The organism is Neobacillus drentensis NBRC 102427 (assembly GCF_001591445.1).
GTDB classification, from domain to species: domain Bacteria; phylum Bacillota; class Bacilli; order Bacillales; family Cytobacillaceae; genus Neobacillus; species Neobacillus drentensis.
Map to the genome: position 1 here is coordinate 102,349 of NZ_BCUX01000008.1, position 13,025 is coordinate 115,373.

Below are 13,025 nucleotides of genomic sequence, written 5' to 3' on the forward strand. Positions count from 1 at the left end.
TTATGAAAAGCACCTCAAAAGGTAACCCTTTATGTTTCAGATAGGCTATCAAAAAATTTCGATAGCCTTTTTATTTGGTCTACCTTCCTTAAATAAAATAAAAAATTGCCGAGAAAAATACCCTTTCTCGACAATCTGCCTGCACGGTTGTGCAGACTCTTTTCACTAGATTCTATTATTTTCTCTTTATTCATATCTCAAGGAATCAATAGGATCCAGTTTAGAAGCCTTATTTGCTGGGAGCAGTCCAAACACAACCCCAATGACCATCGAAAATAGAACTCCGCCTAACACTACTTGCCAAGACACCAAAGCTGGCCAGCCTGCAAAGAAACTCACGATTGTTGACGTTCCCCACCCAAGCAAGATTCCGAGGATGCCACCAATAAAGGTCAGTGTCATCGATTCAATTAAAAATTGTGTTAACACCTGACCTCGTGTGGCCCCCAATGCCATCCGGATTCCTATTTCCCTTGTTCTTTCGGTCACCGATACGAGCATAATATTCATGACGCCAATCCCGCCGACAAATAAAGAAATCCCTGCAATACTGCCGATAATTAGGGTCATAATTTTTGTGATTTGTCCTACTCCCTGAGCGATTTCTTCCATATTGATAACCTGGTAAGATTTCTCCGTATTATGCAGGTTATTTAAAAGCTTTGCTGCCTTTTTACCTGCCACCTGCAATTGGTCAGCTGAAGCAACTTGCAGGGTTACTTGGGTAAAATCGCTGCTACCGTAAATAGTTTTCCAAGTTTGGAATGGGATATAGACCTCCATTGAACCAAAGGCAAAGAGACCTGTTGGTTTTTCAAGGACCCCGATAATTTCGATTGGCTGGTTGGCAACCATAACAACATTACCAACTGGATTTTTCCCTTTAAAAAGTTCCTCTTGTAATTTATTACTAACTAGCCCTGCCCGCCGGCCGCCTAAAAAATCAGAAGCAGAAAAATTCCTTCCCTTGGCAACCTTCAGCTCATTTAATTTAAGATATGCTTGATTAATACCGGTTGTCGACACATCCCCTGTTTCCTCTTGGAAGCGAATGGCCGACAATTTAGTGCTTGATGCAACTACACTCTTTATTTCTGGAATTTGTTCAAGCGCCCTGATATCTTCCTGTTTGAAAGGAGCCTGTTGAAATATATTAGGGTTTGCTCGAATTTCCTCATCAGAAGGCTGATAAAACAATTCAATTGTATTCCCCGGGCCTGTAATCTGTGTTTTTAACATCGCCTCTCCGCCCTGCCCGATGGCTACCACGATGATGACAGCACCGACGCCAATAATAATTCCAAGCATCGTCAGAATACTGCGCATTTTATGAGCTTTAAGGGAGCTTAATGCCATAAATAGATTTTCCATAAAACTCATTCAATTTGCCCCCTTACACCCTCAGAAGGAGACAGAATCCTTCCGTCTCTAACCATAATCGTTCTGTTCGCGTATTCCGCCACTTCAGATTCATGGGTAACAACGATAATGGTTACACCTTCCTCATTCAGTTCCTTAAATTGTTCCATTATGTCCTTACTGGTTTTCGAATCAAGAGCTCCAGTTGGCTCATCAGCTAAAATTAGTTTAGGTGTATTGACAATCGCTCTAGCAATCGCAACACGCTGCTTTTGTCCCCCTGATAATGCATTAGGAAGATGGTTCATTCGATCGATAAGTCCGACTTTTATTAATGCTTCTTCCGCACGGGCCTGGCGCTCTTTTTTTGAGATTCCGGCATAAATCATTGGCAGCTCGACATTTTTTAAAGCTGACAAACGCGGCAGTAAATGGAACTGTTGAAAGACAAAGCCTATTGATTGATTTCTAACCCGTGCCAATTCCTTGTCATTATAATGCGATACATTTTCACCGCCAAGGTAATACTCTCCTTCAGTCGGTTTATCTAGACAGCCAATAATATTCATTAAGGTTGATTTACCTGAACCAGATGGACCCATAATGGCAGCAAATTCACCTTCGTGAATCTTAAGATCGATACCGTTTAAGACAGGGACACTTTCTTTTCCAAGCAAAAACGATCTAGTGATGGATTCTAGCCGGATCATTTGACTGTCACTTCCAACCCATCCTTAATATTATCAGGTCCATTAACAATAACTTTGTCCCCTTTTGAAACACCCTTAAGGATTTCAATCTTCTTCCCTGATGTAATGCCGGTTTTGACATCCTGCTTACGGGCTTTTCCATCCTTTACAAGATACACATATGGCTTATCCCCATCGTCAAATAATGTATCTAGCGGCAGGACCATCGCTGTTTTTTTATCCGTTTCAATCTCCATGATGACTTGGAAGCCTGGTTTTAACGTTTTGGTATCACCAGAAATTTTTACGATGACGGGATATTGTACGGCCTGGGTGCCATTTTGCAAACCCGTTTGGCTTTGCTCAGGTAAAATAGCAGTCTTGGTAATAACGCCTTGCCACTCTTTGCCAGGGACTGCATCCGATCGAAGAACCACTTTTTGTCCACTGCTAACTTTTAGGGTGTCGTATTCTGACAAAAGCCCCGATGCTGTCATTCCTTCTAACTTACCAATATGTATAATAGGCTCGTTTGCTGCTTCGATCGAAGATGATGATGGCTTCTTTGCGGATAAAACGGTACCTGCGATTGTACTCTTAATCTTTAATTCATCTTGTTTTTTACTTATCAGGTCTTTTTGAAGTTCTGTTTGCTTTAGTTCGATGTTGGCTAACTTTTTTTCCATCTCAAGCTGTTCATATTCAGGAGCAAGCTGTTTTTTTGCTTCCTTTTTTCCTACTCCTACCTGCTCACTTAACGTCTTTTCTTTGTCTTTCAATTGATCAAGTTTCTTATCAATTTGGTCGATCTTTAAATTTGCAGATTCGACCGATAATTTATTTTGCTCAATTTCAAGCTCAAGCTGTGCGTTTTGCAGTTTGGCCAGGACAGTGCCTTTCTTTACTGTCTGGCCTTCTTTGACTAGTAATTCCTTGATTTCCCCTTTTTCAGGTGTTGCATATACCATTTGTTCCTCCTGAAGTTTCACGGTTCCAGGAATCATTAAAAGCGAAGAGATTTCCCCTTGACTAATTTCTGTGGTTTTAACGGAAGGTCCCTTAGTAAAAACCTGCCGGTAGACACTAACAGAAATCATAGAAATGACCAAAATAATTACACCAAGCGCAATCCAAGTTTTCTTTTTCATTATAACTTCGGTGCTCCTTGCAAGAGAGTTCCAATCAAACCAAAGCCAATACTAATGAGGAAGAATATGATGGCTATCGTCCATGCGAGCCCTTTAGAAAATTGCGCTGTTTTATTAAGTCCAAGTGCAGTCAACACCACGGACCAAATCCCAAATACCTCGATGGAACTTAGTACATCAGCTTTTTCCTGATTTAGCACCCCTGCTAAACTAGTAATATATATTTCCGGATTTCCACCAATTGCATAGCTAATGGCCATATTTAAAATCAAACCAGTTGCCCCGATAATCATAATATAAGTATTCATCGAGAGTAATTGTTTAAAAGAAACCGCTGAACTTGCAATTCTTGCAATCGCTAATTGAATAGCACTGCTGATTAGTACTCCAAAAATCGGTGTAATGATTCCTGTTACCATAACTGTTACTTTTGTAATTGTTAAAACCAGATCTATCTGGTCTTTTGGCACTCCCTGTTCAATTAAAGTATCCGCATCCAAAGACAGTGCCATAAAAGCCATACCGACCACATAGAGGAAACTAATAGTAATAAGCGGTACCCATATTTTCGGGCTTTGCTTAATCCTCTCAAACTGCAAACCAGGACTTGTAAACATACCCAATAACTTCGGATTCTCATTCAAAATATTCACTTCTTTTTGCAATTCCATGTTTAACACCCCTATTCCACTTATGTAAAATATTCCTATTAAGTATACGATAAAACAGGACAAAAGTTTCATTTTTTTCTAGTGGTGCCTGACACCAAAAAAATACTATAGTTTGGCTTCTCTTCCATGTTTTTGGTATAATTTTATCTATTAAAAGTAAAAGGGGAATAAAATGTCAAAAAGAAAATTTCAGTACGGGTTAATCCAAATACTTTTGATTTTAACTATCATCTTTGTTTCAACAAAGATATCATTCTTATTCATGCCCATTGGCATCTTTTTCTCGACTATTTTTTTTCCTATACTGATTACAGGATTTCTTTTTTTCTTGCTAAATCCTGTCGTTAATTTCCTTCATCGTCACAAAGTACCCAGACTGCTTGCCATCCTCATTATTTATGTCGTGTTTATAGGCATTCTGGTATTAGCAATTGTCAATTTGGTCCCTGCAATTACAGAGCAATTTACCGCCCTTGCCAATGCGCTTCCTGACTATGCCAACAAAACAATGCAGTATTTTGACAAGTTATCACGAAGCTCAGAATTCAAATGGGTCATGAACGAGCAAAACGACCTTTTAGAAACTGGGAAACAAAAACTGATTGCCTTCGCAAACACCCTACCAGACAGAATTACTGGCGGTATTACAAATATTCTCGGTGTGATCTCTAATATTGCAATCATTTTAGCAACCGTACCTTTTTTATTGTTCTATATGTTTAAGGATGGACATAAGTTCCCTAAGGCAGTCACTAAATTCCTTCCTGCAACTTATCGAGAAGCCGGGTTGATGATGTTAAAAGAAACAGGTGAAACACTTTCTTCCTATATTCAAGGACAAGTCATTGTAGCTCTGTCAGTAGGAACACTTGCTTTTGTTGGTTACCTGATTATTGACTTGCCATTTGCGTTAGTTATGGCTTTGATTGTAGCGTTTACGAACATAATTCCTTATGTCGGGCCCATACTCGGTGGTGCCCCTGCGGTGATTGTTGCTCTTTTTGATTCACCTACCAAAGCCTTATTGGTTATCGTGATTATCGTTATTGCACAGCAAGTTGAAGGCAATGTCTTATCTCCGCTCATCCTCGGTAAATCACTGGATACCCATCCTGCGACAATCATCATTGTCTTGCTGGCGGCCGGAAATTTGGCCGGTATCTTGGGAATGGTTTTGGCTGTCCCGTTTTATGCAGTAGTTAAGACGATTGTTTTGAACGTATTAAAGTTTTTAAAAGCTCGAAAAATGGCAACGATCACTGAACAGCCCTAAGAATACAAAAAACTGTTAAGAGAAATGTCTCCTAACAGTTTTTTTCGAGTTTCCAGCTAGAATATCACCATCCCCGGCCTGCACCACCGCCACCGGAAGATCCGCCTCCGCCCCCTCGAGAACCACCACCGCCTCCTCTGCCTCCACCTCTGGAGATAATAGACAAGAGAAGATAAGTGAGCGTTCCGCCAAAAAACTTGAAATCTAAAAACACAACGCCAATAATAACAATGACCATTAACCAACCGGGAATACCTAATCCTTTTTCACCTGCTGCCTGCGTCTGCTTACCAACATCACCTTCATTGCCATACTCAGCAAGGACTTCCTTTGCTAAAGCTTTATAGGTTTCAACAATAGCTGTGTTTGGCTGTTGATTTTTTAAATATGGAAAGGCATATTCATCAAGAATTCGGCCTGATTTTCCATCCGGAATTCTGCCTTCAAGTCCATAGCCTACTTCAATTCTCACTTTGCGTTCTTGTAAGGATAAGACGAGCAATACACCATTGTTTTTCTCTTTGTTTCCGATTCCATATTGACGAAAAGCAGCATTCGCAAACTCTTCCATCGGTCGATCCCCGATAGTACTCACAGTTAGAACAGCGATTTGTGCCGTTGTTTGGTCCTCAATGTTTCTGCCTAAATTGATTAATTCTGTTCTTTCTGTTTGGTTTAATACATTGGCAAAATCCTGTACATATATGTCTCCAACTGGGGCTGGAATTTGGACTTCTTCAGCATGTGTATTTATAGCACTTATAAAAAAAGTGAAAAACACCAATAAAAGGCTGAAGACCCGTTTCGCATTCATTATTCATTGCCCCCAAAGTCAACTTTTGGCGCTTCTTGCGCACTAGGGTCCGCTTTAAAATACTCTTTTTCATCAAATCCAGTAATACCTGCAATCATCGCACCAGGAAAGCTCTTTATTTTCTTATTATAAACAGCCACTTGATCATTGTAATCTTTGCGTGCGACTGAAATTCTGTTTTCCGTTCCTGCAAGTTCATCCATTAATTGAGTAAACTGTTGATTGGCTTTTAGATCTGGATAATTCTCAACTACAACAAGCAATCGACTTAAAGCACCTGATAATTCTGAGTTTGCTGTTGCTTGTTCATTTGGTGTATTCGCACCAGCCAGTCGGGCGCGGGCATCCGATATCGATGCAATTACTTCTTTTTCATGAGAGGCAAAACCTTTAACTGTATTTACTAGGTTTGGAATTAAATCCAGTCTTCTTTGCAGTTGATTTTCAATTTGTGCATAGGACTGATCTACATTTTCTTCTACATTGACAAAAGAGTTATAACTGGAAATAATCATGGCACCAAAAATAACAATCACCGCGACAATGATTCCAATCACCATATATCCTTTTTTCAAATTCATCACGTCCCTTCTTTCTTAGTATATTTCAAAATTAAATATTATTCCTTAATCAACACTTATCATTTGTACTTTTTTATACATTTCATTTGTTGTTTTAGATAACGAGAAATAGAGCCCACTCCGGATAGGAATGGGCTCATTTGTTTTCAATTAATCATTCATATTTCGTTGGGTCAACAAAGGCGACATAGATCAAATAAATAACCATGCAGATTGCTGTTGTAATAAATCCCCAGCCAAGTGTGATTTGTTCAATGATTAGATAGTTGTTACATAGTTGCACAGGGGAATCGATATATAACCAGCCCATTCCAAAAAACACGAAAATAAAAAAATAAAAAACAATATTTTTCACAATTGGTTTAAGCTTTTTCCAACTATCCCTTAGGGGCACGCCTGCTAATATTGGTAAACTGATAAATTTAAAAACTTCCATCCCTTGTGTCGTCAAGGCTTCATCCATTGAACGTGGCATTGTCCAATAGGTGACGATCACACCAAACAAGATAATTCCCGGGATTCCATTCCTATTCCATTTTTCAAAAAAGCGAGGAAAGCGTAGTTGAAACAAGCGGGCAAATAGAAAGCCAGTAATAATCAACAAGGGCATCTGCATATGCATGTGTATTATCATCACTGATTCCATTAAGTTCGCGACAGGAGGCAACGCAAGAAAAACAAGGATAAATAGGCCATATAGGAATTGTTTCATGACTATTCACCCGCTTCCTTGTCAAGAATCCCTATGAGCTCGTTAGCAGCTTCATCCATTCTTTTATAGTCCAAGACATCAAGCAGACTGCCTTTTTTATCCACTAAATAAAAAGCCGAATTATGGGCAAAGTTTCCGTTTTCATCAGGAATCACAATGACCCCAAACGCCTTTAATAACGAATCTAACTCTGATTGATTTGCAATTCTGGCCATCCTCCAGGTTTCTCCATCACTATTAAAATAGCCTCGGTATTTTTCTAATGTGGATGGATCATCTCTAGTGGGATCAAAACTAATACTTAAAAAAACAACATCTTTTCCTATATATTTGGTTGGTACCTTATCATAAACTTTAGACATGTTCATTTCTAATTGCGGGCAAACCGTTGTACAGGATGTATATAAAAATGTAATAAAAACATATTTATCTTCAAATTCAGCAATCGAATATTTCCGCCCCTTACTATCTTCAAAGGTTACATCTGGAAATTTAGGTTTCTCGTCTATTAGTTTATTTACTCTCGCAGTTTCCGCGGTAAACGCCTGAAAGCCATTGGTTCCAAAATAGAATAGGCCGAATCCAAATAAAAGGACAAGAAAACAAGCAAATGTATTATGCCAGGTTTTGATCATGAAGACCACTTCCCAAATCTTTTGATTTTCCACTTGCATTCTAGCTCTAAATAAGTAGAAAGAGATAGCCCAAAATCAACGAGCTATCTCTTTACTTTTATATCACCATGTCTTATATGGTGGTGACCCTGGTGGTGCATTGACGATAAATTCCGTTAATGGAATGACATAGGCCATTGCAACAACTAATAGCATGACAACAATCCATAGGCCCCAGCGTTCAGTCCAATATGGAGTTTTAGATGCATTTTCTTCTTCTTCAGCAATCGGAAATTCTGTTTCTCCTTTCGGTGCAAAGAACATCATATTAACAACGGCATACACTTGAAGCAGAACGCCAATAATTAACAGTGTTCCCCCTACCGCTAGGCACATTAAATAGGGACTCCAGCTTAATGCAGTTGCATTGTCTCCATAGGTTGTAAATGAAGTTCTACGCGGAGAACCAAGTAAGCCTACCCAATGCATCGCGCCCGACATAAATATCATACCTATTGTCCAGATCCAAGTTTGAATGACACCTAATTTGTTAATTTGTGGAGTTAAGACACGGTTTGAAATATATGGAACTAACCAATAACTAATCCCAAAGAATGTCATTACAACCGACATCCCAAGTGTTAAATGGAAATGTCCAACAATCCACATCGTATTATGAACGACCTGATCTAATTGATTGGTACTTTGAGCAATTCCACCTGCACCGGCTGGAATAAAAGCAATCATCGCAATCATTGGAGCTAGGAAACGAACATCACCCCATGGCATTTTTTTATACCAGCCAATAAGTCCTTTTTCGCCTTGCTTTCTAGCTGTCTTTTCAAATACTGCAAACATAGCCCACGCTGTCATTAATGAAGGGAAGCCGATGGCTAAGCTCATAAATACATGCATAAATTTAACTGCTTCTGCAATTCCTGGGTCAATAATTTGGTGATGGAATCCACCTGTAATGTTCATGACGACCAAGCCAATAATTACGACACGAGTTAATGTATCACTCCAGCGTTTTCCACCGATAATTTTTGGTACTACAACGTACCATGCCGAAACGGCTGTTAAATACCAAATATTAACTAATGTATGACCAAAAGCCCAAAATAGTGTACGAGCAACCATGACGTTGATTGTTTCAACCCAGCCAAATGACCAAGGAATAATCATAACGATTACTTCTATAGCTACAGGCACCGAACCGAAAAATAATAGGATAAATACACCAGTAGCAAAGTAAGCAAGGATTGGTACATGCTGCCCTTTGTTATTCCTTCTCCAATTCGCAACTTGGATAAAGGCACCGAACGCACACATCCAAACCCCAACCACAATTAATGCTAACCCAATATAAAACATTGGGGCAGCTGCCATTGGCGGATAAAAAGTATACATTACAGATGCATCACCCATGATGATTGGAATGACTGCCAAAACAAACCCGACAATCTTCAATCCAAAGCCAATCCATGCCATCGTTCTCACTTTTGGAAGAAGCCCTCCTAAAGTATGTGAAAGACTGGCATAAAAATAGCCAATTGTAAAGAAAGCAGTTAATACGACAACTAATATTAAACCATGAGCTGTTAGGACTTGATAATAGTTTAGCCAGGATGGCAACTCTAAAAGTCCTGCACGGTTAAGTCCTTGGATAAGTCCTAAAATTCCACCAAGCAGTAATGCTGCAAATGCTACAAATATATATGATTTCGTTAATAAAGCATCCTCTTTGCTTATTCCCATTACTTTATTTGCTTTATCTTTAAATGTTTGCGATTTTGCTGTTTGCATCTTGTTTCCCCCCTTTATTTAACCGTAATCGTTGTACTCATTGCTTGGTGTCCAGCCCCGCAATATTCATTACATAACACTAAGTAAGTTCCCGGTTTATTAAACTTTTGTGTGATCTTTTGAATATGGCCTGGCATAACCATTGCATTCAGGTTTGTTCCAGCAACTTCAAACCCGTGTACAACATCTTTTGATGTTAAAGTAAAATGCACAGTTGATCCTGCAGGCACCTCAAAATTGCCTGGATTAAAACTGAACGCTTGTAATGTCATAATCACTTCATATTCATTTTCACCAATCTTATTAACACCTGGTTTATCGAATGGCGCTGTTTGATCTACTTTTTGTGGATCAATGATTTCCTTATTGCTTGGTGGTGCCATATCTAATGCAAAGGCCTGATAGCCTGTGAAAAACATAAATATCATAATTATCCCAAAACTTATGGTCAGCCAAATTTTTTCATCAAGATGCATCTTCATCCCTTTTCCCCCCTATACTCTCGCCATATATAGCCCATATAATACGAAATACGTAAGTACGATAACTGCTCCTACAACACTTACGGAAATCCATGTTCCTTTTAACGGTGCTTCTTGTGCTTCACCCGACTTCTTTTTGTTGTTCACTTTTGTAGCTCCCATCAAAACCCATCCCCTTTTATGATGTTTATACTTATATCATAGTTGGGAATTATTCTCATTGTAGTGAACCGTATCACACAACAAGGAATTTTTATAAAAATAAATAATTTAAGACATCCCAGTCATAAAAAAAAGTCTGACCCTTGTATGGCGATTATGCCAACAAGGGTCAGACTTTTTCTTGTAATTATCCTTAGTGATTAAATATCGGCAGGGTAACAATAATCATCATGAGGAAGATAATCGTTATATAATTAACAGAATATAGAAAATTAACTTGTGCCCATTTAAGGTCATTTTTTGTAAAAAATCCGCTAATACTAACAACTAACCATCCAATGTTAAGCAAGGTAGCTATGACCATAAAGGTAACTCCTAGTGGCGCTAGAAAGAAAGGTAATGGAAATAAGCAAGCAATATATAACACCATTTGCCGTTTAGTCACTGCCAACCCTCGAACAACAGGAAGCATCGCAACCCCTGCCGCTTTATATTCTTTAAATTTCTTTACGGCAATGGCAAAGGTATGGGGCATTTGAAATATAAACAGGATTAGAAACAAGATTATTGGTACTTTTTGAAATCCAGGTGCGATAGCTGTCCAGCCAATTAATGGTGTTACAGCACCAGAAATACTTCCTATTATCGTGTTAAAGGTATACTTCCGTTTTGACCACATGGTATAGGGAAAGCAATAGGTAAACCATCCCACGAAAGCGTACAACGATGCTTCAAAAGTTGTAAAAAGTAAAAGAATAAACCCAAGAGCGGTAAGAGAAATCCCCATCGTTAACACGACTTTCAAAGAAATATTACCCGTTACGGTTGGACGGCTCTTTGTTCGATCCATTACGGTATCAATATCAACATCGTACCAGTTATTAAGCGCAAGTGCACCGGCAATTACCATTGTACTTCCGAAAATTGTCAAGAGTAATACATCCATATTTGTTGAAAGAGAAGCGTTCGTAAAATGTAAAGCTAACCAGAATCCTGCAAAGACAGGCAGAACATTAGCGATTAAAACATTTGCTTTAAACAGTAACTTCAAGTCAGTTATAATACCGGATATATTTCGTTGATTTGATATTATCGATCTTCCGTCCTTCCGTAGAGAAGGTATTTCATTATTACTCATTTAATATCCTCTCCTAAGAAGTAATACAAAACAGATATAATCTATCATACCATATTAAAATTATCAAAATAAGTGTCAGGCACCTGGAAATGACTGTTGCTTACTCCCAATCAAAACTGCCGGGTATAGTGTCATGTACTTTCTACAAAAATCACTGGAACTATTCTCTACACTTTCTTGCGGTTGCTACGATTTTACCATATTTCCCTTATATGTGATAATAATAGAATATAGCAAAAGGAGGGGTGAGTTATGTTGTCCAACAACGAAGACAACGAAGACAATGAAGCTATTGTCATTCCATTGTCTGAACCGTTTAACATGATCGCCAACCTTGGCTACCTGAAGCGTAGTACTAATGAATGTATGTTTGAAGTCGACAACGATGTCATTAGAAGAGTGATAGCAATTGGTGGGACTAGAATCTTAGTACAGATAGAATGCTCCGATAATAAGCAGTTGAATGTCCACTTTCTAGGAGGTACTCAACCTACCAAGCTTTGGCAGCGTGCTGAAGTTGTGCATTACATTCGAGATTGGTTTGATCTCGATAACGATTTAATTCCTTTTTATGAAATGGGAAAAGCTGATTCCTTACTAAAAATGACCGTTGAGAAGTTTTATGGATTGCGCCTCATCGGCATTCCTGATTTATTTGAAGCTCTCTGCTGGGGAGTATTAGGCCAACAAATTAACTTAGGATTCGCCTACACATTAAAGCGACAATTTGTTGAAAAGTTCGGTGATTCGATCGAATGGAATGGTATGAAATATTGGATCTTCCCAACCTACGAACGAATTGCCCAACTCACACCAATTGATCTTGAAGATATTAAAATGACCGTGAAAAAGAGTGAATATATTATTGGAATTGCAAAATTAATGGCGAGTGGAGAATTATCCAAGCAGAAGTTAATCGAAGTAGGTAGCTTTAAAGAGGTCGAAAAAAGTTTAATTAAAATACGTGGGATCGGTCCATGGACGGCCAATTATGTGCTGATGCGCTGCCTCCGTTTTCCGAATGCCTTTCCTATCGATGATGTTGGTCTAATCAATGCGATCAAAACATTATTAAAAATGGATAGAAAACCAACCAAAGAGGAAATCCTCGCTTTATCGATTCCATGGGCAAATTGGGAATCCTATGCAACCTTTTATTTATGGCGAGTTTTGTATTAAGTTGAATAAACAACTCAAATAAAAGATAAAAGTACAAGTTAGAATAAAAAAACACCTGATTAAATAAGTAACGGATTTACTTGTGAGGTGCAAAACGGTAAATCACAAACCTAATCACATAGCAAATCACATAAATTTCACAACATAATTCACAGAATATTGCACAGTTAAAAAGGCTTAGAGATGCAAATATCTCTAAGCCTTTTTTATTTTCTTTTATTCAATAAAGCACCAGTTGTGGTACAAGTTCATTAGACGCTAAAGCGGGTTCGATAAATAAGCGGAGAACTTTCTCTTAAATAGGAAATAGCACTGAAAATAGTTTAAATAGACGGAAGGATTCCGACTATTGACTCAAAAAACGTGAAAATGGGTAATTTTGCTTTGCTTAATCGGA

14 protein-coding genes are annotated in these 13,025 nt (G+C 38.5%); 2 read left to right on the plus strand and 12 right to left on the minus strand.

Annotated features, from left to right (window positions below):
• Positions 1-186 precede the first annotated feature (186 nt).
• Genes BDR01S_RS04345 through yknW form a run of 4 tightly spaced genes read right to left on the minus strand, consistent with a single transcriptional unit; the run spans position 187 to position 3,867 of the window.
• Positions 187-1,380: an ABC transporter permease gene (locus BDR01S_RS04345; protein WP_066252253.1), complete on the minus strand. Its 1,194-nt coding sequence runs from the start codon at positions 1,378-1,380 to the stop codon at positions 187-189.
• On the minus strand, positions 1,377-2,069 hold the full coding sequence (locus BDR01S_RS04350; RefSeq protein ID WP_066252251.1) for an ABC transporter ATP-binding protein: 693 nt from the start codon (positions 2,067-2,069) through the stop codon (positions 1,377-1,379). The genes BDR01S_RS04345 and BDR01S_RS04350 overlap by 4 nt, the downstream gene beginning before the upstream one ends.
• Entirely contained in the window at positions 2,066-3,196 is a 1,131-nt protein-coding gene (locus BDR01S_RS04355) for an efflux RND transporter periplasmic adaptor subunit (protein ID WP_066252249.1), read from the minus strand. Before BDR01S_RS04355 ends, BDR01S_RS04350 begins: the two co-directional genes overlap by 4 nt.
• Positions 3,196-3,867: a YknW family membrane protein gene (yknW, locus tag BDR01S_RS04360; protein WP_174523429.1), complete on the minus strand. Its 672-nt coding sequence runs from the start codon at positions 3,865-3,867 to the stop codon at positions 3,196-3,198. The genes BDR01S_RS04355 and yknW overlap by 1 nt, the downstream gene beginning before the upstream one ends.
• Before the next feature lie 172 nt (positions 3,868-4,039).
• On the opposite strand from yknW, the gene BDR01S_RS04365 reads away from it, so the two are divergent.
• Entirely contained in the window at positions 4,040-5,140 is a 1,101-nt protein-coding gene (locus tag BDR01S_RS04365; RefSeq protein WP_066252247.1) for an AI-2E family transporter, read from the plus strand.
• A 64-nt stretch (positions 5,141-5,204) separates the two neighbouring features.
• Here the strand turns inward: BDR01S_RS04365 and BDR01S_RS04370 are convergent, their stop codons facing one another.
• The 8 genes from BDR01S_RS04370 to cyoE form a co-directional block, all read right to left on the minus strand.
• A complete protein-coding gene (locus BDR01S_RS04370) occupies positions 5,205-5,954 on the minus strand; it encodes a TPM domain-containing protein (protein WP_066252246.1) in 750 nt (249 codons plus the stop codon).
• Positions 5,954-6,514, minus strand: coding sequence for a LemA family protein (locus tag BDR01S_RS04375; protein WP_374725441.1), 561 nt, complete (start codon positions 6,512-6,514; stop codon positions 5,954-5,956). The genes BDR01S_RS04370 and BDR01S_RS04375 overlap by 1 nt, the downstream gene beginning before the upstream one ends.
• A 175-nt stretch (positions 6,515-6,689) precedes the next feature.
• The gene (locus tag BDR01S_RS04380) at positions 6,690-7,247 is read right to left on the minus strand and encodes a hypothetical protein (protein ID WP_066252244.1); all 558 of its coding nucleotides are present in this window, start codon (positions 7,245-7,247) and stop codon (positions 6,690-6,692) included.
• A 2-nt stretch (positions 7,248-7,249) separates the two neighbouring features.
• Positions 7,250-7,882: an SCO family protein gene (locus BDR01S_RS04385; protein ID WP_066259808.1), complete on the minus strand. Its 633-nt coding sequence runs from the start codon at positions 7,880-7,882 to the stop codon at positions 7,250-7,252.
• 102 nt (positions 7,883-7,984) lie between these two features.
• Entirely contained in the window at positions 7,985-9,667 is a 1,683-nt protein-coding gene (locus BDR01S_RS04390; RefSeq protein ID WP_066252242.1) for a cbb3-type cytochrome c oxidase subunit I, read from the minus strand.
• Positions 9,668-9,681: 14 nt separating this feature from the next.
• The gene (locus tag BDR01S_RS04395) at positions 9,682-10,149 is read right to left on the minus strand and encodes a cytochrome c oxidase subunit II (protein ID WP_066252240.1); all 468 of its coding nucleotides are present in this window, start codon (positions 10,147-10,149) and stop codon (positions 9,682-9,684) included.
• A 12-nt stretch (positions 10,150-10,161) separates the two neighbouring features.
• Entirely contained in the window at positions 10,162-10,311 is a 150-nt protein-coding gene (locus BDR01S_RS25230; RefSeq protein ID WP_157406104.1) for a cytochrome c oxidase subunit 2A, read from the minus strand.
• A 193-nt stretch (positions 10,312-10,504) separates the two neighbouring features.
• Positions 10,505-11,449 carry a heme o synthase gene (cyoE, locus tag BDR01S_RS04400; protein ID WP_066252239.1) on the minus strand — a complete coding sequence of 315 codons (945 nt, stop codon included), beginning with the start codon at positions 11,447-11,449 and terminating at the stop codon, positions 10,505-10,507.
• Positions 11,450-11,701: 252 nt separating this feature from the next.
• Here cyoE and BDR01S_RS04405 point away from each other — a divergent pair, with 252 nt between their 5' ends.
• On the plus strand, positions 11,702-12,628 hold the full coding sequence (locus BDR01S_RS04405; RefSeq protein WP_066252237.1) for a DNA-3-methyladenine glycosylase 2: 927 nt from the start codon (positions 11,702-11,704) through the stop codon (positions 12,626-12,628).
• Positions 12,629-13,025 lie beyond the last annotated feature (397 nt).